This window comes from Pseudomonas sp. 203-8 (assembly GCF_020708595.1).
GTDB lineage: Bacteria > Pseudomonadota > Gammaproteobacteria > Pseudomonadales > Pseudomonadaceae > Pseudomonas > Pseudomonas aeruginosa.
The window spans coordinates 167,214-188,164 of sequence record NZ_JAJFDF010000008.1 but is presented as its reverse complement, the minus strand read 5'-3'; the positions used below and the strand labels follow the sequence as shown (position 1 = coordinate 188,164).

The 20,951-nt window shown below is 66.2% G+C and carries 17 protein-coding genes and 1 riboswitch; of the genes, 9 read left to right on the top strand and 8 right to left on the bottom strand.

The window, feature by feature from the left end; translation table 11 throughout:
- Positions 1-52: 52 nt before the first annotated feature.
- The gene (locus LJF27_RS19795; RefSeq protein ID WP_003160904.1) at positions 53-469 is read right to left on the bottom strand and encodes a DUF2946 domain-containing protein; all 417 of its coding nucleotides are present in this window, start codon (positions 467-469) and stop codon (positions 53-55) included.
- A 179-nt stretch (positions 470-648) separates the two neighbouring features.
- Positions 649-754: riboswitch (S-adenosyl-L-homocysteine riboswitch) on the top strand.
- A gap of 22 nt (positions 755-776) precedes the next feature.
- Here LJF27_RS19795 and ahcY point away from each other — a divergent pair.
- From ahcY to LJF27_RS19770, 5 genes are all read left to right on the top strand, one after another.
- On the top strand, positions 777-2,186 hold the full coding sequence (gene ahcY, locus LJF27_RS19790) for an adenosylhomocysteinase (RefSeq protein WP_003099900.1): 1,410 nt from the start codon (positions 777-779) through the stop codon (positions 2,184-2,186).
- Between the two features lie 40 nt (positions 2,187-2,226).
- The gene (locus LJF27_RS19785; RefSeq protein WP_029981941.1) at positions 2,227-2,781 is read left to right on the top strand and encodes an HD domain-containing protein; all 555 of its coding nucleotides are present in this window, start codon (positions 2,227-2,229) and stop codon (positions 2,779-2,781) included.
- Between the two features lie 66 nt (positions 2,782-2,847).
- The gene (gene metF, locus LJF27_RS19780; RefSeq protein ID WP_003084639.1) at positions 2,848-3,696 is read left to right on the top strand and encodes a methylenetetrahydrofolate reductase [NAD(P)H]; all 849 of its coding nucleotides are present in this window, start codon (positions 2,848-2,850) and stop codon (positions 3,694-3,696) included.
- A 69-nt stretch (positions 3,697-3,765) separates the two neighbouring features.
- The gene (locus LJF27_RS19775) at positions 3,766-4,836 is read left to right on the top strand and encodes a hypothetical protein (protein ID WP_003084637.1); all 1,071 of its coding nucleotides are present in this window, start codon (positions 3,766-3,768) and stop codon (positions 4,834-4,836) included.
- 250 nt (positions 4,837-5,086) lie between these two features.
- A complete protein-coding gene (locus tag LJF27_RS19770) occupies positions 5,087-7,006 on the top strand; it encodes a DEAD/DEAH box helicase (protein ID WP_003099895.1) in 1,920 nt (639 codons plus the stop codon).
- Between the two features lie 95 nt (positions 7,007-7,101).
- On the opposite strand, the gene oprM is transcribed toward LJF27_RS19770, so the two are convergent.
- The 3 genes from oprM to mexA are packed head-to-tail and all read right to left on the bottom strand — an operon-like array spanning position 7,102 to position 12,868.
- Positions 7,102-8,559 (bottom strand): multidrug efflux RND transporter outer membrane channel subunit OprM, encoded by a 1,458-nt coding sequence (gene oprM, locus LJF27_RS19765; protein WP_003084633.1) that lies wholly within the window; start codon positions 8,557-8,559, stop codon positions 7,102-7,104.
- A 1-nt stretch (position 8,560) separates the two neighbouring features.
- Complete coding sequence (gene mexB, locus LJF27_RS19760) at positions 8,561-11,701, bottom strand: multidrug efflux RND transporter permease subunit MexB (RefSeq protein ID WP_003107312.1); 3,141 nt, start codon at positions 11,699-11,701, stop codon at positions 8,561-8,563.
- Positions 11,702-11,716: 15 nt separating this feature from the next.
- The gene (gene mexA / locus LJF27_RS19755; protein ID WP_003118819.1) at positions 11,717-12,868 is read right to left on the bottom strand and encodes a multidrug efflux RND transporter periplasmic adaptor subunit MexA; all 1,152 of its coding nucleotides are present in this window, start codon (positions 12,866-12,868) and stop codon (positions 11,717-11,719) included.
- Positions 12,869-13,142: 274 nt separating this feature from the next.
- Here mexA and mexR point away from each other — a divergent pair, with 274 nt between their 5' ends.
- Complete coding sequence (gene mexR, locus LJF27_RS19750) at positions 13,143-13,586, top strand: MarR family transcriptional repressor MexR (protein WP_003114897.1); 444 nt, start codon at positions 13,143-13,145, stop codon at positions 13,584-13,586.
- 68 nt (positions 13,587-13,654) lie between these two features.
- On the opposite strand, the gene LJF27_RS19745 is transcribed toward mexR, so the two are convergent.
- The 3 genes from LJF27_RS19745 to LJF27_RS19735 form a co-directional block, all read right to left on the bottom strand.
- Positions 13,655-14,230, bottom strand: coding sequence for a YceI family protein (locus tag LJF27_RS19745; RefSeq protein ID WP_003084626.1), 576 nt, complete (start codon positions 14,228-14,230; stop codon positions 13,655-13,657).
- Between the two features lie 11 nt (positions 14,231-14,241).
- Positions 14,242-14,811, bottom strand: coding sequence for a cytochrome b (locus LJF27_RS19740; RefSeq protein ID WP_003106133.1), 570 nt, complete (start codon positions 14,809-14,811; stop codon positions 14,242-14,244).
- Positions 14,812-14,991: 180 nt separating this feature from the next.
- Positions 14,992-16,482 carry a flavin monoamine oxidase family protein gene (locus tag LJF27_RS19735; protein ID WP_003118815.1) on the bottom strand — a complete coding sequence of 497 codons (1,491 nt, stop codon included), beginning with the start codon at positions 16,480-16,482 and terminating at the stop codon, positions 14,992-14,994.
- Positions 16,483-16,655: 173 nt separating this feature from the next.
- Between LJF27_RS19735 and LJF27_RS19730 the strand changes: the two genes are divergently transcribed.
- From LJF27_RS19730 to LJF27_RS19720, 3 genes are all read left to right on the top strand, one after another.
- Entirely contained in the window at positions 16,656-18,059 is a 1,404-nt protein-coding gene (locus tag LJF27_RS19730) for an adenosylmethionine--8-amino-7-oxononanoate transaminase (protein WP_003117900.1), read from the top strand.
- Positions 18,060-18,151: 92 nt separating this feature from the next.
- The gene (locus LJF27_RS19725) at positions 18,152-18,874 is read left to right on the top strand and encodes a 16S rRNA (uracil(1498)-N(3))-methyltransferase (protein WP_003106127.1); all 723 of its coding nucleotides are present in this window, start codon (positions 18,152-18,154) and stop codon (positions 18,872-18,874) included.
- A 34-nt stretch (positions 18,875-18,908) separates the two neighbouring features.
- Positions 18,909-20,324 (top strand): hypothetical protein, encoded by a 1,416-nt coding sequence (locus LJF27_RS19720; RefSeq protein ID WP_025921018.1) that lies wholly within the window; start codon positions 18,909-18,911, stop codon positions 20,322-20,324.
- A 7-nt stretch (positions 20,325-20,331) separates the two neighbouring features.
- On the opposite strand, the gene LJF27_RS19715 is transcribed toward LJF27_RS19720, so the two are convergent.
- Positions 20,332-20,943, bottom strand: coding sequence for a LysE family translocator (locus LJF27_RS19715; RefSeq protein ID WP_003084610.1), 612 nt, complete (start codon positions 20,941-20,943; stop codon positions 20,332-20,334).
- Positions 20,944-20,951 lie beyond the last annotated feature (8 nt).

Below are 20,951 nucleotides of genomic sequence, written 5' to 3'. Positions count from 1 at the left end.
CGAGGCAGGACGGGCGACGGATGCAAATGCCCGGCGCGGCGGGCGTTCAGGATCAGGCGGGGGAAGCGCGCGGGTTGGCCGGCGGCCAGACGTACCGGGGCGGCACCGGCTCGCGCGTGGCGGGCGGGCGGAAACGCGCCTGGCGTCGCCGTTGCAAGCGCCAGGACCAGATCACCCCGAGCGCGACGAACAGCACCAGGGCGCTGCACATCGGGCAGCTCACCGGCAACTGGGGATTGACCGGTACCGGATCGCCGGCGGACCCGTCGTCGGGATCCAGGGATAGCCATTGGCTGGCACCGGCGACGCAGAACAGCCCGACGCTGGCCTTCTGCCCTTTGTCGCTGCCCACTCCCAGCGCCTGCAGGTGCAGGACGCCGCAAGCCAGCGCGTTGACCAGCACGCAGGCACAGAGGGCGAAGCTCAGCCACTGCAGCAGCGGTGAGCGGGAGATGGGAGCGATTCTCATGACCGCGCACTCTAGCATCCTGACACGCAAATTCCCCGCGCTTCTGCGCTGCGGTGCATCGCCGCAGCCCGAGGGCGCGACGCACGGCGACGAGCGGCGTATCAGGGGTGACTTGGGAGTTTCATGTGGCGCCGCTATAATCGCCCGCTCAGGCGGCCCTTTCGGGTCGCTCCCGCCTTCCGTTCGAGGGGCGCTGCAGCAGGCCTAGGCCTGTCAGGCTCGAACGGAGCGCGCTCTCAGGCCGGCCTCGCCGGTCTGTCAACGCACCAACGGCGCCCATTCGCAGACAACGAATGGAGAGTTACGCATGAGCGCTGTCATGACGCCCGCCGGTTTCACCGACTACAAGGTCGCCGACATCACCCTGGCCGCCTGGGGCCGCCGCGAGCTGATCATCGCCGAATCGGAAATGCCCGCACTGATGGGCCTGCGCCGCAAGTATGCCGGCCAGCAGCCGCTGAAAGGCGCAAAGATCCTCGGTTGCATCCACATGACCATCCAGACCGGCGTGCTGATCGAGACCCTGGTCGCGCTGGGCGCCGAAGTCCGCTGGTCGAGCTGCAACATCTTCTCCACCCAGGACCAGGCCGCCGCCGCCATCGCCGCCGCCGGCATCCCGGTGTTCGCCTGGAAGGGCGAGACCGAGGAAGAGTACGAATGGTGCATCGAGCAGACCATCCTCAAGGATGGCCAGCCGTGGGACGCCAACATGGTGCTGGACGACGGCGGTGACCTGACCGAGATCCTGCACAAGAAATACCCGCAGATGCTCGAGCGCATCCACGGCATCACCGAAGAGACCACCACCGGGGTCCACCGCCTGCTCGACATGCTCAAGAACGGCACCCTGAAAGTCCCGGCGATCAACGTCAACGACTCGGTGACCAAGAGCAAGAACGACAACAAGTACGGCTGCCGCCATAGCCTCAACGACGCCATCAAGCGCGGCACCGACCACCTGCTGTCGGGCAAGCAGGCCCTGGTGATCGGCTACGGCGACGTGGGCAAGGGCTCCTCGCAGTCGCTGCGCCAGGAAGGCATGATCGTCAAGGTCGCGGAAGTCGACCCGATCTGCGCCATGCAGGCCTGCATGGACGGCTTCGAAGTCGTATCGCCGTACAAGAACGGCATCAACGACGGCACCGAGGCCAGCATCGACGCCGCGCTGCTGGGCAAGATCGACCTGATCGTCACCACCACCGGCAACGTCAACGTCTGCGACGCCAACATGCTCAAGGCGCTGAAGAAACGCGCGGTGGTCTGCAACATCGGCCACTTCGACAACGAGATCGACACCGCCTTCATGCGCAAGAACTGGGCCTGGGAAGAGGTCAAGCCGCAGGTGCACAAGATCCACCGCACCGGCAAGGACGGTTTCGACGCGCACAACGACGACTACCTGATCCTTCTCGCTGAGGGCCGCCTGGTCAACCTGGGCAACGCCACCGGCCATCCGAGCCGGATCATGGACGGTTCCTTCGCCAACCAGGTGCTGGCGCAGATCCACCTGTTCGAGCAGAAGTACGCCGACCTGCCGGCCGCCGAGAAGGCCAAGCGCCTGAGCGTCGAAGTGCTGCCGAAGAAGCTCGACGAGGAAGTGGCCCTGGAGATGGTCAAGGGCTTCGGCGGCGTGGTCACCCAGCTGACCCCGAAACAGGCCGAGTACATCGGCGTGAGCGTGGAAGGCCCGTTCAAGCCGGACACCTATCGCTACTAAGCGGACCACGGGGCAGGCGCCATGCGCCTGCCCCGTTCGCATGAGCGCTCCCATGATGTCCACGCACCTCGCCGATCGCTACAACCAGGCCTGGCTGTTCGCCGCCCGCGCCCACCGCAACCAGACCCTCAGCGGCTCGCCGCTGCCTTATCTGGTGCACCTGGGCATGGTCGCCAACGAGCTGCTGGCCGCCGATCGCGACGGTGCCATCGAACGGCTCGGGGAAACCCTGCAGATCGCGGTCCTGCACGACACCCTGGAAGACACGGCGACCTCACCCGAGGAGCTGCGGCAACAGTTCGGCGAGTTCGTCTGTGCCGGCGTGCAGGCCCTGAGCAAGCGCGTGGGCGACGGCCCCAAGCGTTCCCTCGACGACTATCTCCAGGCGCTTGCCGAGGGCCCGGCGCAGTACGCCCTGGTCAAGCTGTGCGACCGCATCACCAACCTGCAGCCACCGCCGCAGACCTGGAACCAGGACAAGATCGCGAACTACCACCAGGAGTCGCAGCTGATCCTCGCTCGCCTCGGCCATGCCCACGCCGCGACGGCCCGACGCCTGCGGGAAAAAATCGAGCACTACCGCCAGTACTACTGAAGTACCCGGCGCTAGTCGGAATCAACAAGAAGAGGCGCGGCCGTGGTCGCGTCCAAGGAACCGATCATGAGTCAGAGCGAACGCCGTTTCAGCTTCGAGTTCTTCCCGGCGAAGACCGAGGCCGGCCATGAAAAGCTGTTGGCCACCGCCCGCAACCTGGCGGGCTACAAGCCCGACTTCTTCTCCTGCACCTACGGCGCCGGCGGATCCACCCGCGACCGCACGTTGAGTACCGTGCTGCAACTGGACGGCGAGGTGAAGGTGCCGACCGCGCCCCACCTGTCCTGTGTCGGCGACTCGAAAGCCGAGTTGCGCGAACTGCTCGGCCGCTACCGCGAGGCCGGCATCCGCCGCATCGTCGCCCTGCGCGGCGACCTGCCGTCGGGCATGGGCATGGCCAGCGGCGAACTGCGCTACGCCAACGAACTGGTGGACTTCATCCGCACCGAGACCGGCGACCACTTCCACATCGAGGTCGCCGCCTATCCGGAAGTCCACCCCCAGGCGCGCAGCTTCGAGGATGACCTGGCGAACTTCGTGCGCAAGGTGAAGGCCGGCGCCAGCAGCGCCATCACCCAGTACTTCTTCAACGCCGATGCCTATTTCTACTTCGTCGAGCGGGTCGCCAAGCTCGGCGTGGACATCCCGGTGGTCCCCGGCATCATGCCGATCACCAACTACTCCAAGCTGGCGCGCTTCTCCGACGCCTGCGGCGCCGAACTGCCGCGCTGGATCCGCAAGCAACTGGAAGCCTACGGCGACGACAGCCGCAGCATCCAGGCCTTCGGCGAGCAGGTCATCAGCGAGATGTGCGAACGCCTGCTGGAGGGCGGCGCACCGGGACTGCATTTCTATACTTTGAACCAGGCCGATCCGAGCCTGGCGATCTGGAAGAATCTCCAGCTGCCACGCTGATACCGCCCACGCGGTTCGGCCCGGCAGCGTATACCGGCAGGGATGCCTCTCACGCGATCCACGACAGACATGGCCAACTCACGCAAGCATCTGATCTACCTGGTCTACGGGCGACAGACCTACCACCAGGAAGCCCTGTTCAGCATCGCCAGCGCCTTCGCCCACCTCCGCGACGGGGCGGCGCATGGCCTGACGGTCAGGGTCTATACCGACGACCCCAGTCCCTACGCCGGCCTGCCGGTGCAGGTCCGCGAAGTGACGGCCGAGGAGTTGGTCGCCTGGTGCCAACCGCACGGCTATCACTTCCGCGCCAAGCACGTGGCCCTGCGCGACGCCCTGGAAGACGCCGACCAGGCATTGCTGATCGACACCGATACCTTCTTCCACAGTTCGCCCCTGCGCCTGTTCGACCGCATCCAGCCCGGCAGCCTGCTGTGCAACGCGATCGGCGCGCGCTATGGCGAACACCGTAACTTCCCGCTCTACCGCGACCTCTCGCCCTACCTGTTCGAGCGCGGCTGGGCCGACGACGAGATGCACCAGCTCAACTCCGGCGTCATCGGCCTGCCTCGGGAAGAGGCGAAAATACTCGACCGTTCGTTGGAATTAATGGATGAACTCTATCCAATTGCCAACGGTGCCTATACTCTTGAGGAATTCGTCCTGGCCGTCGCCGCCCACAAGCGGCTGGAGCTGGTGGGTTGTACCGACCTGATCCACCATTACTGGAGCCGGAAACAGCTGTTCCGCGCGAAGATCCAGGCCTGGTTGTGCAAGCACGGTTCCTCCCTTCTCAGCGCTGCAGCCCTCGACGACACCCTCAAGGTGACCGATCGACTGCCACGCCCACCGCGTGCCAAGCGTCTGCTGTACAAGCTGGGAACCCTGCCGTTGCCGGCTCCGATGCGCCAGTTCAGTATCGAACTGCTCTACGGTTGCCACGAATACAGTAACGAGTTCGACCGGGCCTGCGGCCCCGTCTGGTGGGAGAAAGCCGCGACCAATGCCATCGAACGCTATCCGCAGGAACCGATTGCGGAACAAATCGAGGATTGGCTGAATCACAGCTTGCTGCGCAACCTCCTTGGCTCCCGGGCCAACGAGATCCGCCAGCATTTGCGCCAGCGTGACCTGCTCTGACCGCAGCCCTCCGTTGACGCTGCCCCCGGCCCCCCCACCCAGGGCCGGGAGCGAACCGGCCAGCGCCCCCGACCAGGTGCGCGGCCATGCCCGCGAGGGCACCCGTTCGACACCGGCCACCGAGCGCATACGCAGCGCCGCGGCCAGACCTTCCGCCCTGGCCGACAGGGCCCGAAGGTAGACAGGAGTTCGCAGAACTTGGTGATTTCACAGCAGCCGGCCTCGCCCCGGCCCATATAGGAAAACCCGCATGTCCTTTTCTTCCCTCGGACTCTCCGAGGCGCTTGCCCGCGCTGTGGAGGCTGCGGGCTACAGCCAGCCCACTCCCGTGCAACAGCGGGCGATTCCCGCCGTGTTGCAAGGTCGCGACCTGATGGTTGCGGCACAGACCGGCACCGGCAAGACCGGTGGTTTCGCCCTGCCGGTACTGGAGCGCCTGTTCCCCGCCGGTCATCCCGACCGCGAACACCGCCACGGCCCGCGCCAGGCGCGCGTGCTGGTACTGACCCCGACCCGTGAGCTGGCCGCCCAGGTGCATGACAGCTTCAAGGTCTACGCCCGCGACCTGCCGCTGAACAGCACCTGCATCTTCGGCGGGGTTGGCATGAACCCGCAGATCCAGGCCCTGGCCAAGGGCGTCGACGTACTCGTCGCCTGCCCCGGCCGCCTGCTCGACCTGGCCGGGCAGAACAAGGTCGACCTGTCCCACGTGGAAATCCTCGTCCTCGACGAAGCCGACCGCATGCTCGACATGGGCTTCATCCACGATGTGAAGAAGGTTCTCGCCAAGCTGCCGCCCAAGCGCCAGAACCTGCTGTTCTCGGCAACCTTCTCGAAAGACATCGTCGACCTCGCCAACAAGCTCCTGCACAACCCGGAACGCATCGAGGTAACGCCGCCGAACACCACGGTCGAGCGCATCGAGCAACGCGTGTTCCGCCTGCCGGCGCCGCAGAAGCGCGCCCTGCTGGCGCACCTGGTAACCGTCGGCGCCTGGGAACAGGTGCTGGTCTTCACCCGTACCAAGCACGGCGCCAACCGTCTCGCCGAGTACCTGACCAAGCACGGCCTGCCGGCCGCCGCGATCCATGGCAACAAGAGCCAGAACGCGCGGACCAAGGCGCTGGCCGACTTCAAGGCCAACGACGTGCGCATCCTGGTGGCGACCGACATCGCCGCCCGCGGCCTGGATATCGACCAGTTGCCCCATGTGGTCAACTACGAGCTGCCCAACGTCGAGGAAGACTATGTCCACCGCATCGGCCGTACCGGCCGAGCCGGACGCAGCGGCGAGGCGATCTCGCTGGTGGCGCCGGACGAAGAGAAGCTGCTCAAGGCCATCGAGAAGATGACCAGACAGCGTATTCCCGATGGCGATGCCCAGGGTTTCGACCCCGAGGCCGTGCTGCCCGAGGTGGCCCAGCCGGAGCCCCGCGAAGCGCCGCAGAAGCAGCCGCGCCGCGACAAGGAACGGCGCAGCAGCCGCGAGCGCAAGCCGAAAGACGCCCAGGCGAGCAACCCCGACAGCAATGTCGCTGCGGCCCAGGACGGTACCGAGAAGCCGGCTGGAAAGCGCCGCCGTCGCGGTGGCAAGAACAAGGAAAACCGCGAGGCCGGCCAAGCGCAGCAGCCGCGGCAGAGCCGCGAAGCGCGTCCGGCCAAGCCCAATCGGCCGCCGGAAGTCGACGGTAATCGCGATCCGGAAGAGTTCCTCGACGACGACTTCGACAATTTCGGCAACCGCGCCGACTACGTCAGCCCCTACCAGGGCCAGGAAAACAAGGGACGCGGACGCCGCGGTGGCCAGCAGAAACCCCAGGGCGGCACCGGCCAGCAGGGTCGTGGCCAAGGCCAGGGCCAAGCTCGCGGCAAGAGCCAGGGCGCCGCTCAAGGCGGCGCTCGCGGTCAGGGTGCCGGCCAGGGCAAGGCGAAGAAACCGCGCGCCGGCAAGCCGCGCGGCCAGGGTCGCGAGAATGCCTCGCGGATGAGCGACGCGCCGCTGCGCGAGCCGTCCGAGTACGGCACCGGCAAGCAGCCGAGCCGCCAGCCGGTGGTGATCAACAAGCGCGACCTGGTGCGCATGGATCGCTTCCCCACCGCCGAGCAGCTCGACGAGCTGGAACCGCGGCGCAAGGGCGAGCGCCCCGCACTGCTGACCCGCAACCGCTAAGGCCGAGCGGGTCCGTGACGCGGACCCGCCGACTTCCGCGAGGATAAAAAAACGCCGACCCTAGGGTCGGCGTTCTTGCATGGCGCGGAAGGCGATCAGGCCTGGGGATCTTCCTTCTTCGCGGTCTGCTGCTGGGTCACGGTCTGCTGGTTCCAGCCGCCGCCGAGGGCCTTGTACAGGTTGACCTCGCTGGTCAGCTGATTGAGGCGGTCGGTGATCAGTTGCTGCTGCGCGGTGAACAGCGAGCGTTGCGCGTCGAGCAGGGTCAGGTAGTTGTCCACCCCCGTGCGATAGCGCTTGTCGGCGAGCTGGTAGTACTCGTCGCTGGCCTTGACCAGATCGCGCTGCGCCTGCAACTGCTCGGTGAAGGTACCGCGCGCGGCCAGGCCGTCGGCGACTTCCTGGAACGCCGTCTGGATCGCCTTCTCGTACTGCGCGACGTTGATGTCCTTCTGGATCTTCGCGTAGTCCAGGCTGGCACGCAGGCTGCCGGCGGTGAAGATCGGCAGGTTGATCGACGGCTGGAACAACCAGGAACCCGAACCGGCGTCGAACAGGCCGGACAGTTGGCGGCTCATGGTGCCGGCGTTGGCGGTCAGGCTGATGCTCGGGAAGAACGCCGCGCGCGCGGCGCCGATGCTGGCGTTGGCAGCCATGAGCTGGTGCTCGGCCTCGAGGATGTCCGGGCGCCGTTGCAGCAGGTCCGACGGCAGACCCGCCGGCACTTCGGTCAGCAGGGTCTGGTCCAGGCCCAGGCCTTGCGGCAGGTTCGCCGGGATCCCGGAGCCCAGCAGCAGGACCAGCGCATTCTGGTCCTGGGCTACCAGGCGGGTGTACTGCGCCAGGGTCGCGCGGGCGCCTTCCACGGCGGTCTGCGCCTGGCGCAGGTCGAGCGCGGAGGCGACGCCGACGTCGTAGCTGCGCTGGGTCAGGTCGAAACTCTTCTGGTAGGTGCCCAGGGTGTCCTTGGTCAGCTGCAACTGCGCCTGGTCGGCCTTCAGCGTCAGGTAGGCGGTCGCCACGCTGGCCACCAGGGTGGTCTGCGCGCTGCGCTGCGCCTGTTCGGTCGCCAGGTACTGCTCCAGGGCCTGGTCGCGCAGGCTGCGCAGGCGGCCGAAGAGATCGAGTTCCCAGGCGGTAGTGCCCAGGGTCACCCCGTACTGGCTGGAAATCGCCGGACTGCCGGTGGTCGACAGGTCGCCCGGCAAACGCTGGCGGGTGCCGCTACCGTCCACGCCGATCCGCGGGAACAGGTCGGCCCGCTGGATGCGGTACTGCGCCCGGAAGGCCTCGACGTTCAGCGCGGCGACCCGCAGGTCGCGGTTGTTTTCCAGCGCCACGCCGATCAGTTGCTGCAACTGCGGGTCGCGGAAGAACTCGCGCCAGCCGATGTCGGCGGCCGGAACGGCCGCCGCGCCGGTGTTCTGCCCGTAGGCCTGCCCTTGCGGGTAGGCCGCGGCTACCGGCGCCTCGGGGCGCTGGTAGTCGGGGATCAGCGAGCAGCCGGACAGAACGACAGCGGCTACCGCCAGGGAAAGGAAGGACCGTTTCATATCATTGCCCCTTTTCGACGGACGCTTGCTGCTTGGACGCCTCGTCCTTGAACAGCGTGCTGACCGCCACGTAGAACAGCGGTACCCAGAAGATCGCCAGGACGGTCGCAGTGACCATGCCGCCGATCACGCCGGTACCGATCGCATGCTGGCTGCCCGAGCCGGCGCCGGTGGAGATCGCCAGCGGGACCACGCCGAGGATGAACGCCAGGGAGGTCATCACGATCGGCCGCAGACGCATGCGGCAGGCTTCGATGGCCGCCTCGACGATGCCCTTGCCCTGCTCGTGCAGCTCCTTGGCGAACTCCACGATGAGAATGGCGTTCTTCGCCGACAGGCCGATGGTCGTCAACAGGCCCACCTGGAAGAACACGTCGTTGGACAGGCCGCGCATGGACGTCGCCAGCAGCGCGCCGATCACGCCCAACGGCACCACCAGCATCACCGAGAACGGAATCGACCAGCTTTCGTACAGGGCCGCCAGGCAGAGGAACACCACCAGCAGCGACAGCGCATACAGCGCCGGCGCCTGCGAGCCGGACAAGCGCTCCTCGTAGGACAGGCCGGTCCAGGAGTAGCCAACGCCTTTCGGCAATTGCTTGACGATCTCCTCGACCGCCGCCATGGCGTCACCGGAACTCAGGCCGGGCGCCGGCTCGCCGAGGATCTCCATCGCCGGCACGCCATTGTAGCGCTCCAGCTTCGGCGAACCGTATTCCCACTTGCCGGTGGCGAAGGCGTTGAACGGCACCATCTCGCCCTTGTCGTTGCGCACGTACCACTTGCTCAGGTCGTCCGGGTTCATCCGCGCGTCCGGCCTGCCCTGCAGGTAGACCCGCTTGACCCGGCCACGGTCGATGAAGTCGTTAACGTAGCTGGAACCCCAGGCGATGGACACGGTGCTGTTGATGTCGGCAAGGGACACGCCGAGGGCGCTGGCCTTCTCGTCGTCGATCTCCAGCTTGTACTGCGGTTCGTCGCTCATGCCGTTGGGGCGCACGCGTTGCAGCGCCGGGTTCTGCGCGGCGAGCATGAGGAACTTGTTGCGCGCCTGGAGCAGGACTTCGTGGCCGACGCCCGCCTGGTCCTGGAGGAACAGGTCGAAGCCGGTGGCGTTACCCAGTTCCAGTACCGACGGCGGCGCGAAGGCGAACACCATCGCGTCCTTGAAGCTGAAGAAGTGCATCTGCGCGCGCTTGGCCAGTTCGAACACGCTGTTCTCGCCACCGGGACGCTCTTCCCAGGGCTTGAGCATGATGAACGCCATGCCCGAACTCTGGCCGCGGCCGGCGAAGTTGAAGCCGGTCACGGTGAACACCGAGCTGACCGAAGAGCTTTCCTTCTCCAGCAGGTATTCGCGCATCGAGTCCACCACCACCTGGGTACGCTCGGCACTGGAGCCCGGCGGGGTCTGTACCTGGGCGAACAGTACGCCCTGGTCCTCGTCGGGAAGGAACGCGGTGGGAATGCGGGTGAACATCCAGATCATCCCGGCCACGATCACCACGTAGATCAGCAGGTACGGCGCGCGATGCTTGAGGATCGACGCCACGCCCCGCTCGTAGCCGTGGGTGGTGGAAAGGAACATCCGGTTGAACCAGCCGAAGAAGCCGCCCTTGTGCTCGCCATGGTCGCCTTTCTCGATCGGCTTGAGCATGGTCGCGCAGAGCGCCGGGGTGAGGATCAGCGCCACGATCACCGAGAGGGCCATGGCCGACACGATGGTGATGGAGAACTGCCGGTAGATCACCCCGGTGGAGCCGCCGAAGAACGCCATCGGCAGGAATACCGCCGAGAGCACCATGGCGATACCGACCAGCGCGCCCTGGATCTGACCCATGGACTTGCGCGCCGCCTCCCTTGGCGACAGGCCTTCCTCGGCCATCACCCGCTCGACGTTCTCCACCACCACGATGGCGTCGTCCACCAGCAAGCCGATGGCCAGCACCATGCCGAACATGGTCAGGGTGTTGATCGAGAAGCCGAACGCGGCGAGCACGCCGAAGGTCCCCAGCAGCACCACCGGTACGGCGATGGTCGGGATCAGCGTGGCGCGGAAGTTCTGCAGGAACAGGTACATCACCAGGAACACGAGGAGGATCGCCTCGCCGAGGGTCTTCACTACCTCATGGATCGAGGCCGAGACCACCGGGGTGGTGTCGTACGGGTAGACCACCTTCATGCCCTGCGGCATGAACGGTTCCAGGTTGGCGATGGTCTGGCGGATCGCCTTGGCGGTATCCAGCGCGTTGGCGCCGGTGGCCAGCTTGATCGCGATACCGGACGCCGGGCTGCCGTTGAACTGCGCGTTGATGCTGTAGTCCTGGCCGCCCAGGCCTACATCGGCGACGTCCTTCAGGCGCACCTGGGAACCGTCGGGATTGACCTTGAGCAGGATGTTCTCGAATTGCTCCGCGGTCTGCAGGCGGGTCTTGCCGATGATGGTGGCGTTGAGCTGCTGGCCCTTGACCGCCGGCAAGCCGCCGAGCTGGCCGGAGGAAATCTGCACGTTCTGCGCCTGGATCGCGCTGCTCACGTCGCCGGGGGTCAGCTGGTAGCTGTTCAGCTTGGCCGGGTCGAGCCAGATGCGCATCGAGTACTGCGAGCCGAACACCTGGAAGTCACCGACGCCCTTGGTCCGCGAGAGCGGGTCCTGGATGTTGGAAACGATGTAGTTCGACAGGTCTTCCTTGGTCATGCTGCCGTCGGTGGAAACCACACCGACCACCATGAGGAAGTTCTTCACCGCCTTGGTCACCCGGATCCCCTGGCGCTGCACTTCCTGCGGCAGTAGCGGGGTGGCCAGTTGCAGCTTGTTCTGCACCTGGACCTGGGCGATGTCGGGGTCGGTGCCCTGTTCGAAGGTCACGGTGATGGTCATGCTGCCGTCGGAGTTACTCTCCGAGGAGATGTAGCGCAGATTGTCGATCCCGTTCATCTGCTGCTCGATCACCTGGACCACGGTGTCCTGCACCGTCTCGGCCGAGGCGCCCGGGTAGCTCACCTGCACGGCGATGGCCGGCGGGGCGATGGCCGGGTACTGGTTGACCGGCAGACTGAGGATCGACAGGCCGCCCGCGAGCATGATCACCAAGGCGATCACCCACGCGAAAATGGGCCTATCAATGAAAAACTTCGACATTACGAATCCCCTTGATCAGCCCTTGCTGTCGGTTTTCGCCGGAGCGGCGTCGGCCTTCTGCGCGGACGCGACATTCTTCGCCGGCACGGTCTTCACCTCGACACCCGGCTGCACGAACTGCAGGCCTTCGGTAATGATCTTGTCGCCGGCGTTCAGGCCTTCGGTAACCAGCCATTTGTCGCCGATCACCCGGTCGGCCTTGATCACCCGCAGCTCGACCTTGTTCTGCGCGTTCACCACCAGCGCGGTAGCCTGGCCCTTGAGGTCGCGGGTCACGCCTTGCTGCGGAGCGAGGATGGCCTTCTGCTTGACGCCTTCCTGCAACTGCGCGTGAACGAACATGCCGGGCAGCAGCTCGTTGTTCGGGTTGGGGAACACGGCGCGGATGGTGACCGAGCCGGTGCCTTCGTCGACGGAAACCTCGGAGAATTCGAGGCGACCTTCCAGCGGGTATTGGCTACCGTCCTCCAGCTTCAGGGAGACCTTCGCCGCGTTGTCGCCGGCGCGCTCCAACTGGCCGCTGGCCAGTTCGCGGCGCAGGCGCAGCAGGGCGGTGGACGGCTGGGTGACGTCGACGTAGATCGGGTCGAGCTGTTGCACGGTGGCCATCGCGTTGGCCTGGCCGTTGGTCACCAGGGCGCCTTCGGTCACCGCGGAACGGCCGATGCGGCCGGAGATCGGCGACAGCACCTTGGTGTAGCGCAGGTTGATCCGCGCCTGCTCCACCGCCGCCTTGGACTGCAGGTAGGCGGCATTGGCGTCGGCGTACTGCTGCTTGCTCACGGCCTGGTCGGCGACCAGCAGCTTGTAGCGCTGGGCCTGTTCCTGGGTCGAAGCCAGGTTGGCCTGGGCGCTCTGGTAGTCGGCCTCGTAGGTGGCGGGGTCGATCTGGTAGAGCTGCTGCCCGGCCTTGACGTCGCTGCCTTCCTTGAACAGGCGCTTGAGGATGATGCCGTTCACCTGGGGACGCACCTCGGCGATGCGGAACGCATTGGTCCGGCCCGGCAGCTCGGTATTCAGGGTCACCGTCTGCGCTTCCAGGGTCACGATCCCGACCTCCGGCGTTTGCGCCGGCGGCGGCGCCTCGCTTTTTCCGCACCCGGAAAGGGCCGAAATCGCGACCAGCAGGGCCGGAACCAGTACACGCATGGCTGGCGTTCGTTGCATAGCGTTGTCCTCATGAGCGAAAGCGGCCGATGCAGCGTGAAGGCGCTGCACCGGCTCGAAGAAGGCAGGCAAAATACTTACATTCATAGGTGTTTGTAAACGTCCGAAAGCCTCGCGTGAAAACACCTGAAACGTTTTAGCTCGATGGCCGGTTATCCACCCGGCGCCATGGCCCATATTCAGAACCTGAAACAAGGTTGATAAGGTCAACTAAAATAAGCAAAATAGTTGACTGGATCAACCACATTTACATTAGGTTTACTCGGCCAAACCAATGAACTACCCCGTGAATCCCGACCTGATGCCCGCGCTGATGGCGGTCTTCCAGCATGTGCGGACGCGCATCCAGAGCGAGCTCGATTGCCAGCGACTCGACCTGACCCCGCCCGACGTCCATGTATTGAAGCTTATCGACGAACAACGCGGGCTGAACCTGCAGGACCTGGGACGCCAGATGTGCCGCGACAAGGCACTGATCACCCGGAAGATCCGCGAGCTGGAGGGAAGAAACCTGGTCCGCCGCGAGCGCAACCCCAGCGACCAGCGCAGCTTCCAGCTCTTCCTCACCGACGAGGGGCTGGCCATCCACCAGCATGCGGAGGCCATCATGTCACGCGTGCATGACGAGTTGTTTGCCCCGCTCACCCCGGTGGAACAGGCCACCCTGGTGCATCTCCTCGACCAGTGCCTGGCCGCGCAACCGCTTGAGGATATTTAAGAACATTCTTTTCGAAGCACAATGAAAAACGCCGGCGATCGCCGGCGTTTTTCGTTTCAGGTATCCGCTTACTGGCGAATGCCTTCGACGGAGAGCAGCAGCTCGACTTCCTGGGATGCCGGGCCGAGGTCCATCTTGATGCCGAAGTCTTTCAGCTTCAGGGTGGCGCTGCCTTCGAAGCCGGCACGGTAGCCGCCCCACGGGTCGTCGCCCTGGCCGATCAGCTTGGCCTTGATGGTGACCGGCTTGGTCACGCCGTTCAGGGTCAGGTTGCCGGTGATGTCGGCGCTGTCGCCGTTGGCCTTCACTTCGGTGGATTCGAAGGTAGCGGTCGGGTTCTTGCTGACGTTGAGGAAATCACCGCTGCGCAGGTGCTTGTCACGCTCGGCATGGTTGGTGTCCACGCTGTTGGTGTTGATGGTCACCTTGACCTTGTCGGCCGACGGGTTCTTCTCGTCGAAGGTGAAGCTGCCGTCGAAGTCGTTGAAGCGGCCGTACAGCCAGCTATAGCCCAGGTGCTTGATGCGGAACTCGATGAAGGCGTGCTGGCCTTCCTTGTCGATCTTGTAGTCCGCGGCCATTGCCTGGCCGGCGGTGAACAGTGCGGAGCCGAGCGCCAGCGCGGCAAGGGTCTTCTTCAGCATGGACATTCTCCTTAACGTGGTTGTTGATCATTCGACGAGCGACCGAGCATGCGCTTTAGGGTCGGGTCGCGGTCGACGAAGTGATGCTTGAGGGCGGCCAGGGCATGGAGGACGGCGAAGACCACCAGCGCCCAGGCCAGGTAGAGATGGATTTCACCCGCGACGTCTGCCTGGTCGGGCAGCCCGCTGAGGGTTGCCGGCACGGAGAACCAGCCGAACACGCTGATCGGTTCGCCGTCGGCGGTGGAAATCAGGTAGCCCGCGACGATCACCGCCAGCAGCAGCCCGTACAGCGCGAGGTGGCCAAGCTTGCTCGCTACCCGCGTGAGCGGACCGTGGTTGGCCGGCGCCGGCGGCGGCGGGCTGACGAAACGCCAGACGATCCGCACCAGCAGGGCAATGGCCAGCAGGATGCCGATGCTTTTATGCAGGGCCGGCGCGGGGTGGTACCAGGGGTCGTAATAGCTCAGTTCGCGCATCCACAGGCCCAGGCCGAACAGGCCGAAGACCACCAGCGCGCTGCCCCAGTGCAGGAACAGGCTGAATACGCCGTAACGGGATGAGGTATTGCGCCACTGCATGAAAAACTTCCTTGAAAAGCGAAGCCTCAAGACTAGCGGCAAATCCATCGAGTTAAAGCAGAAAATTCTGCTTTGAAACATCGATTCACAAGATAGGTTCGCAGGCTAAGAAAAAACCCCGGATTGCGCTGCGAACCGGGAAGCGCAAGGCGCCGGAGCTTCCGGCGCCGGCGAAGGGGATCAATCGAACAGGCGGGTGAACCAGGCAAACGGGTTCTTCTTCTCGCCGCCGGTCGTCGGTGCGGCCACCTTCTCGGCCTTCGCCACCATCGGCGCGCCCTCGATCACCGGCGTCTTGCCGGCATACAGGTCGCGCACCTGGCTGGCCGCGCGCTTGCCGCTACGCAGCGCGCCCTCGATGGTGCCGGGGTACAGCGCATCGGTGTGCTCGCCGGCGAAGGCGACCCGCGACAGCGGCTGTTCCCAGATCCGCCAGAAACGCGTCACCTGGCCCGGACCGTAGGCCAGGTAGGAACCACCGGTACCCGGATCGGCGCTGTAGCGACGAATTTCGTAGCCGGCAAAGGCACCGCGCATCTTCGGATAGAACTTGTTCATGCGGATCAGCACCTGATCGACCATCTGCCGGTCGCCGAAAGCCTGCAGCACGCGGGCGTTGTCGCCGGACAGGTTGATCAGCACGTTGGCGCCGCCTTTCAGCGCCGGCTCGACCCAGATCATGCCCAGGCCCTGGTCGCTGAAGATCTCGCCGGAGAGGCGCGACTTGTCGTCCCACACCGGACGCTTGAACTTCAGCAGGATCTGGTCGCGCCAGCCATAGTTGGTGCCCTTCAGCGCGGACATCTGGGTACCGCTCAGGGACGGGGTCATCTGGATCTGGCCGAGCGCCTTCAGCGGCACGGCGAGAACCACGTAGTCGGCCTTGTAGGTCTCGCTGCCGGCCTTGACGGCGACGCCGTCCTTGGCCTGGACGATGCTCGACACCTTGGATTTGGTCTTGATCGTCTTGATCTGCTTGACGAAGGCTTCCGCCAGCACCTGGCTGCCGCCGGGCAGGCGCGCCGCGCGCAGGTCGCGGTCATCGACGCCACGGTAGGCGCGGCCCTGCTGGGCGAGGTAGAGCAGCGACAGGCGCGACGGTTCGTCGTAGCGCGAGCGGATACGCTGGTTGACCAGCAGGCGCGCGGTCGGCGACAGGTTCAGCTTGTCCAGCCAGCGCGCGGCGTTCATCTGGTCGAGGGCGAACAGGGTATTGCTCGAGGCGGGGTTGAGCGGATCGGAGATCGATGCCGAGAGATCGTCCAGGGTCGACTCGAAGCGCTTGAGGTCGGCGGCGACGTTCGGCTGCTTGAGCGCGAGATCGCTGCTGCTGTAGTACAGGCCGTCGATCAGGTAGCTGGGGGTGCGGACGAAGTCCGGCGCCGGCACCGGCTTCAGCTTGAAGGTGTCCAGGTAGGCATTGAGCGTGGGCTGGACCTTCTGGTTGCCGACCCATTCGCTGGTGGCCAGGCCGGAACGCCCGCCCACCTGCGGCCGCGCTTCGAGCACCGTGACCTGCCAGCCGTCCTTCTGCAATTCGTAGGCCGCGCTCAGGCCTGCCAGGCCCGCGCCGACGACGATCGCCGTAGGCTGTTTATCCTTGCCCAGCGCCACCGCGCTGAACACCCCCAACATGAGAAACGCCGCGGCGCGCAGCCACCTTAACGACATACCGGACTCCCCAGGAAAAAAGCAAAGACGCAACGGCGCGCAGCATACGCCAGAGCCGTTTGGGCCACCATAGGAGTCCGTCGGCGGCTGCTGTCGGATGTGTCCCAACCCGCCGGGTTGTTCATCTCACCCCCATTGCATAGGCTTTGCCGATCGATCCGAGGAGACAGCCCATGGGCCTTAACGCCGACTGGATGCAGCGCGACCTGAACGTACTCTGGCATCCCTGTACCCAGATGAAAGACCACGAACGCCTGCCGGTGATCCCGATCCGCCGCGGCGAAGGCGTCTGGCTGGAGGATTTCGAAGGCAAGCGCTACATCGACGCAGTCAGTTCCTGGTGGGTCAATGTGTTCGGTCACGCCAACCCGCGCATCAACCAGCGCATCAAGGACCAGGTCGACCAGTTGGAGCACGTGATCCTCGCCGGATTCAGCCACCAGCCGGTGATCGAGCTGTCGGAGCGACTGGTGAAGATCACCCCGCCGGGGCTCGACCGGGTGTTCTACGCCGACAGCGGCTCGGCGGGCATCGAGGTCGCGCTGAAGATGAGCTACCACTTCTGGCTCAATAGCGGCAGGCCGCGCAAGAAGCGCTTCGTCACCCTGACCAACAGCTACCACGGCGAAACCATCGCGGCGATGTCGGTGGGCGACGTGGCGCTGTTCACCGAAACCTACAAGTCGCTGCTGCTCGACACCATCAAGGTGCCCAGCCCGGACTGCTTCCTGCGTCCGGACGGCATGTGCTGGGAAGAACATTCGCGGAACATGTTCGCCCACATGGAGCGCACCCTGGCCGAAGGGCACGACGAGATCGCCGCGGTCATCGTCGAACCGCTGATCCAGGGCGCCGGCGGCATGCGCATGTACCACCCGGTCTACCTCAAGCTGCTGCGCGAAGCCTGCGACCGCTATGGCGTGCACCTGATCCACGACGAGATCGCGGTGGGCTTCGGCCGCACCGGGACGATGTTCGCCTGCGAGCAGGCCGGCATCGCCCCGGATTTCCTCTGCCTGTCCAAGGCCCTCACCGGCGGCTACCTGCCGATGTCCGCGGTGCTGACCAGCGAGACCGTCTACCGGGGCTTCTACGACGACTACCAGACCCTGCGCGCCTTCCTCCACTCGCACACCTATACCGGCAACCCGCTGGCCTGCGCCGCCGCCCTGGCGACCCTGGACATCTTCGAGGAAGACAAGGTGATCGAGGCCAACCGCGCGCTGTCCACCCACATGGCCAGGGCCACCGCGCACCTGGCCGACCACCCGCATGTCGCCGAGGTGCGCCAGACCGGGATGGTCCTGGCCATCGAAATGGTCCAGGACAAGGCATCCAGGACGCCCTACCCCTGGCAGGAGCGCCGCGGCCTGAAGGTCTTCCAGCATGGCCTGGAGCGCGGCGCGCTGCTGCGCCCGCTGGGCAGCGTGGTGTATTTCCTGCCGCCCTACGTGATTACCCCGGAGCAGATCGACTTCCTCGCCGAGGTGGCCAGCGAAGGCATCGACATCGCCACCCGCGACGCGGTCAGCGTGGCGGTCAGCGACTTCCACCCGGACCACCGCGATCCGGGCTGACCGTCGCCGCCCCTTCGTTCCGAGGGGGCCGGTTCCAGCGCCCCGCGGCAGGCAGTAAACTGCGCGCCTGTCGCCACTACCCTCGAATCGCCATGCGCCTGTCCCGCTTCTTCGTCGACCAGCCTCTCTCCCTCGGCCAGCACGACCTGCCCGAGGCCCAGGCCCACTACATCGGCCGCGTGCTGCGGCACGCCACGGGCGACGCCGTGCAACTGTTCGACGGCAGCGGCCGGGAATACCTCGGCGAGCTGGTCGAGGTCGGCAAGAAGAATGTCCGCGTCGAACTCCGCGAGCAGTTCGCCGGCCAGCCCGACTCGCCCCTGCGTATCCACCTGGGGCAAGGCCTGTCGCGCGGCGAGCGGATGGACTGGGCGATCCAGAAGGCCACCGAGCTGGGGGTGGCGGAAATCACCCCGATCGTCAGCGAGCGTTGCGAAGTGCGCCTGAAGGACGAGCGCGCCGACAAGCGCCTGCAGCACTGGCGCCAGGTGGCGATCAGCGCCTGCGAGCAGTGCGGCCGTTCGAGCCTGCCGCTGATCCATCCGCCTCTGGCCCTGGAGGACTGGCTGCGCGGGCGGGACGATGACCTCAGGCTGGTCCTGCACCCTGTGGCCGCCCCCCTGGCCAGCCATGCGCCGCCGTCGCGCCTGGCCTTCCTGGTGGGTCCCGAAGGCGGCCTGAGCGATGCCGAGGTGGAGCAGGCTCAGGCGGCCGGTTTCCACTCCGCGCGCCTCGGCCCGCGAGTGCTGCGCACCGAGACCGCTCCGGTGGTAGCGTTGGCGGTGGCCCAGCAACTCTGGGGCGACTTCGCCTGATATCCCTCCCGCCGCTTTACAACGGCGACAGCCAGTGAATACCGTTGCGCAACCCACTTCGCAACGGATCGCACGCATGGACACGCCCGTTACCTTCGATTGGAAGATCCGCCTGCCCGACGTGCTCGGCGTACTCCGCCGAGACTATGCCGGACGCTTCCCGCAGTTGGCCTCCGCCGCACTGGAGACGCTGCTGGAGCGCCTGCGCGACGACCTTCCCGAGGATTTCCTGCCAGCCCTCGGCCAGGAGCTGGAATCCCTCGGACTGGCGTTGGTGGAACGCCTGGACGAAGACGACAGCCTGAACCTGTACGTGGTCGGCGCCCCCCACAGCCAGCGCCTCCTCGATGCGCTCGCAGCGCAGGGCCACAACGCCCGCACGCTGCGCCAGGAAAACGCCCCCGAGGGCGCCCGGGCGGCCCTCCCCGCCGCCGCGCCGGCCGGCCTGGCGCCGGCTTCGGCCTACATCTGCCTCGAACACGCCGAGCACCTGGCGCCCGGCCTGGCCATCGCCCGCCTGCCGGGCGAGGACAGCCGCGACCTGCTGGACCTGCGCCAATGGCCCAGGCTGCAACGCCTGCCCGATGGCGCGGAGGAAACCCAGGGCGCCTTGCTCTGCCGGGCCAGTTCGTCGGACGGCCTGCACGCCTGGGTCAGGATGACCCGTTCGGGAAGCCCCTACGCCTGGCTGCATCGCTCCCGCGACCTCGCCTCGTTGACGCCCGAACTACCGCCCTTGCCGCTGCCGCCAGCGCAGTCGTTGCGCCAACGCCGCACCCCGGAACTTGCCATCGGCCTGGCCGGGGACGACCTGCTCCTGGCCGACCGCGGCCTGTTCTTCCTCTATCCGGGCTTCGCCCAGGGCAACGACGAACCGCGGTTGCTCTTCGACGTGCCGCAAGCGCGGCGCTCCATCGAGAATCCGCCGGCGGTCTTCACCACTCCGGACCAGCGCGTCTGCCTGCTCTCCCGCGGGCAGTTCTTCGAATGGCGCGAGGCACGCATCCAGCCCCTGCCGTTCCCCGTCGGCAAGGATCTGCCCGCCGATCCGGCGCAACCGACCTCGGCGGCGCCCGGGACCATCGTCTGGCTGGAGCGTGAAACGCTCTGCGAAGGCCGGCTCGACAGCGGCGAGATCCGCAGCCACTCGCTGGACGGCCTGGCCGAAGGCCCCTACCTGAAGCTCCAGGCCCTGGACGGAGGCTGGCTGCTCCTGGCGCCGTGGCTGGAACCGCATCGCTCGCGGGACCTCGCCCAGCTCTGGCACCTCGAATCCGGCCGGGCGCTGCGCATCCGCTACGGCGAACTGGACCTGGAGGGCGGACTACAGCACTGGGCGGAGCTGCCCGACGGCCGGATCGTCGTCGGCGACCATGCCCGGCATGTCGACCTCGGCAGGTTCGAAAGCCTGCGCCAACGCCTGCTGCGGCGGCGCCTGGCGCCGGCCTGAGGCGCGTCTACAGCCCGCGCAGCGCCAGTCCCGCCAGGCCGAGCAGGAGCACGCCGCAACCGGCGTAGCTGACGCGGTGCCAGAACAGCGAGGTGTTGCGCCGCAGCCAGTCCACCAGCGCCGCGCAGCAAAAGCACCAGATCAGCGACGAGAGCATGAAACCGGCGAAGAACACCAGCGACTGCGCCTGGTTCGGCGTGCCGTCGACGATCCCCGCCAGGGCGCTGCCGAGGGCACCCCAGTAGACCACGTTCTTCGGATTGGACAGGGAGATCGCCGCGCCGGCGCCGAAGGCGTTGCGCCCCTGCTCGCCGGCATCCTCCGCCGCCAGCGGCGGACTCCAGGCGTCGCGCAAGCCTTGCACGCCGAGCCAGGCCAGGTAGGCGGCACAGGCCAGGGTCAGGGGAATCCGCACCTGCTCGTAGCCCAGCAGCAGCGCCAGTCCGGTAAGCCCGAGCAGGGCCCAGACGGCATCGCCGATCAGCGACCCCAGTTGCACCAGCAACGCCGGGCGGAAGCCGCCGGTCAAACCGCGGCGCAGCGTTTCGCTGAACACCGCGCCAGGGGAAACATTGAAGGCGAAACCGAACAGCAAGGCGGCGAGGAAGATGGCGAGCATGGAACGAC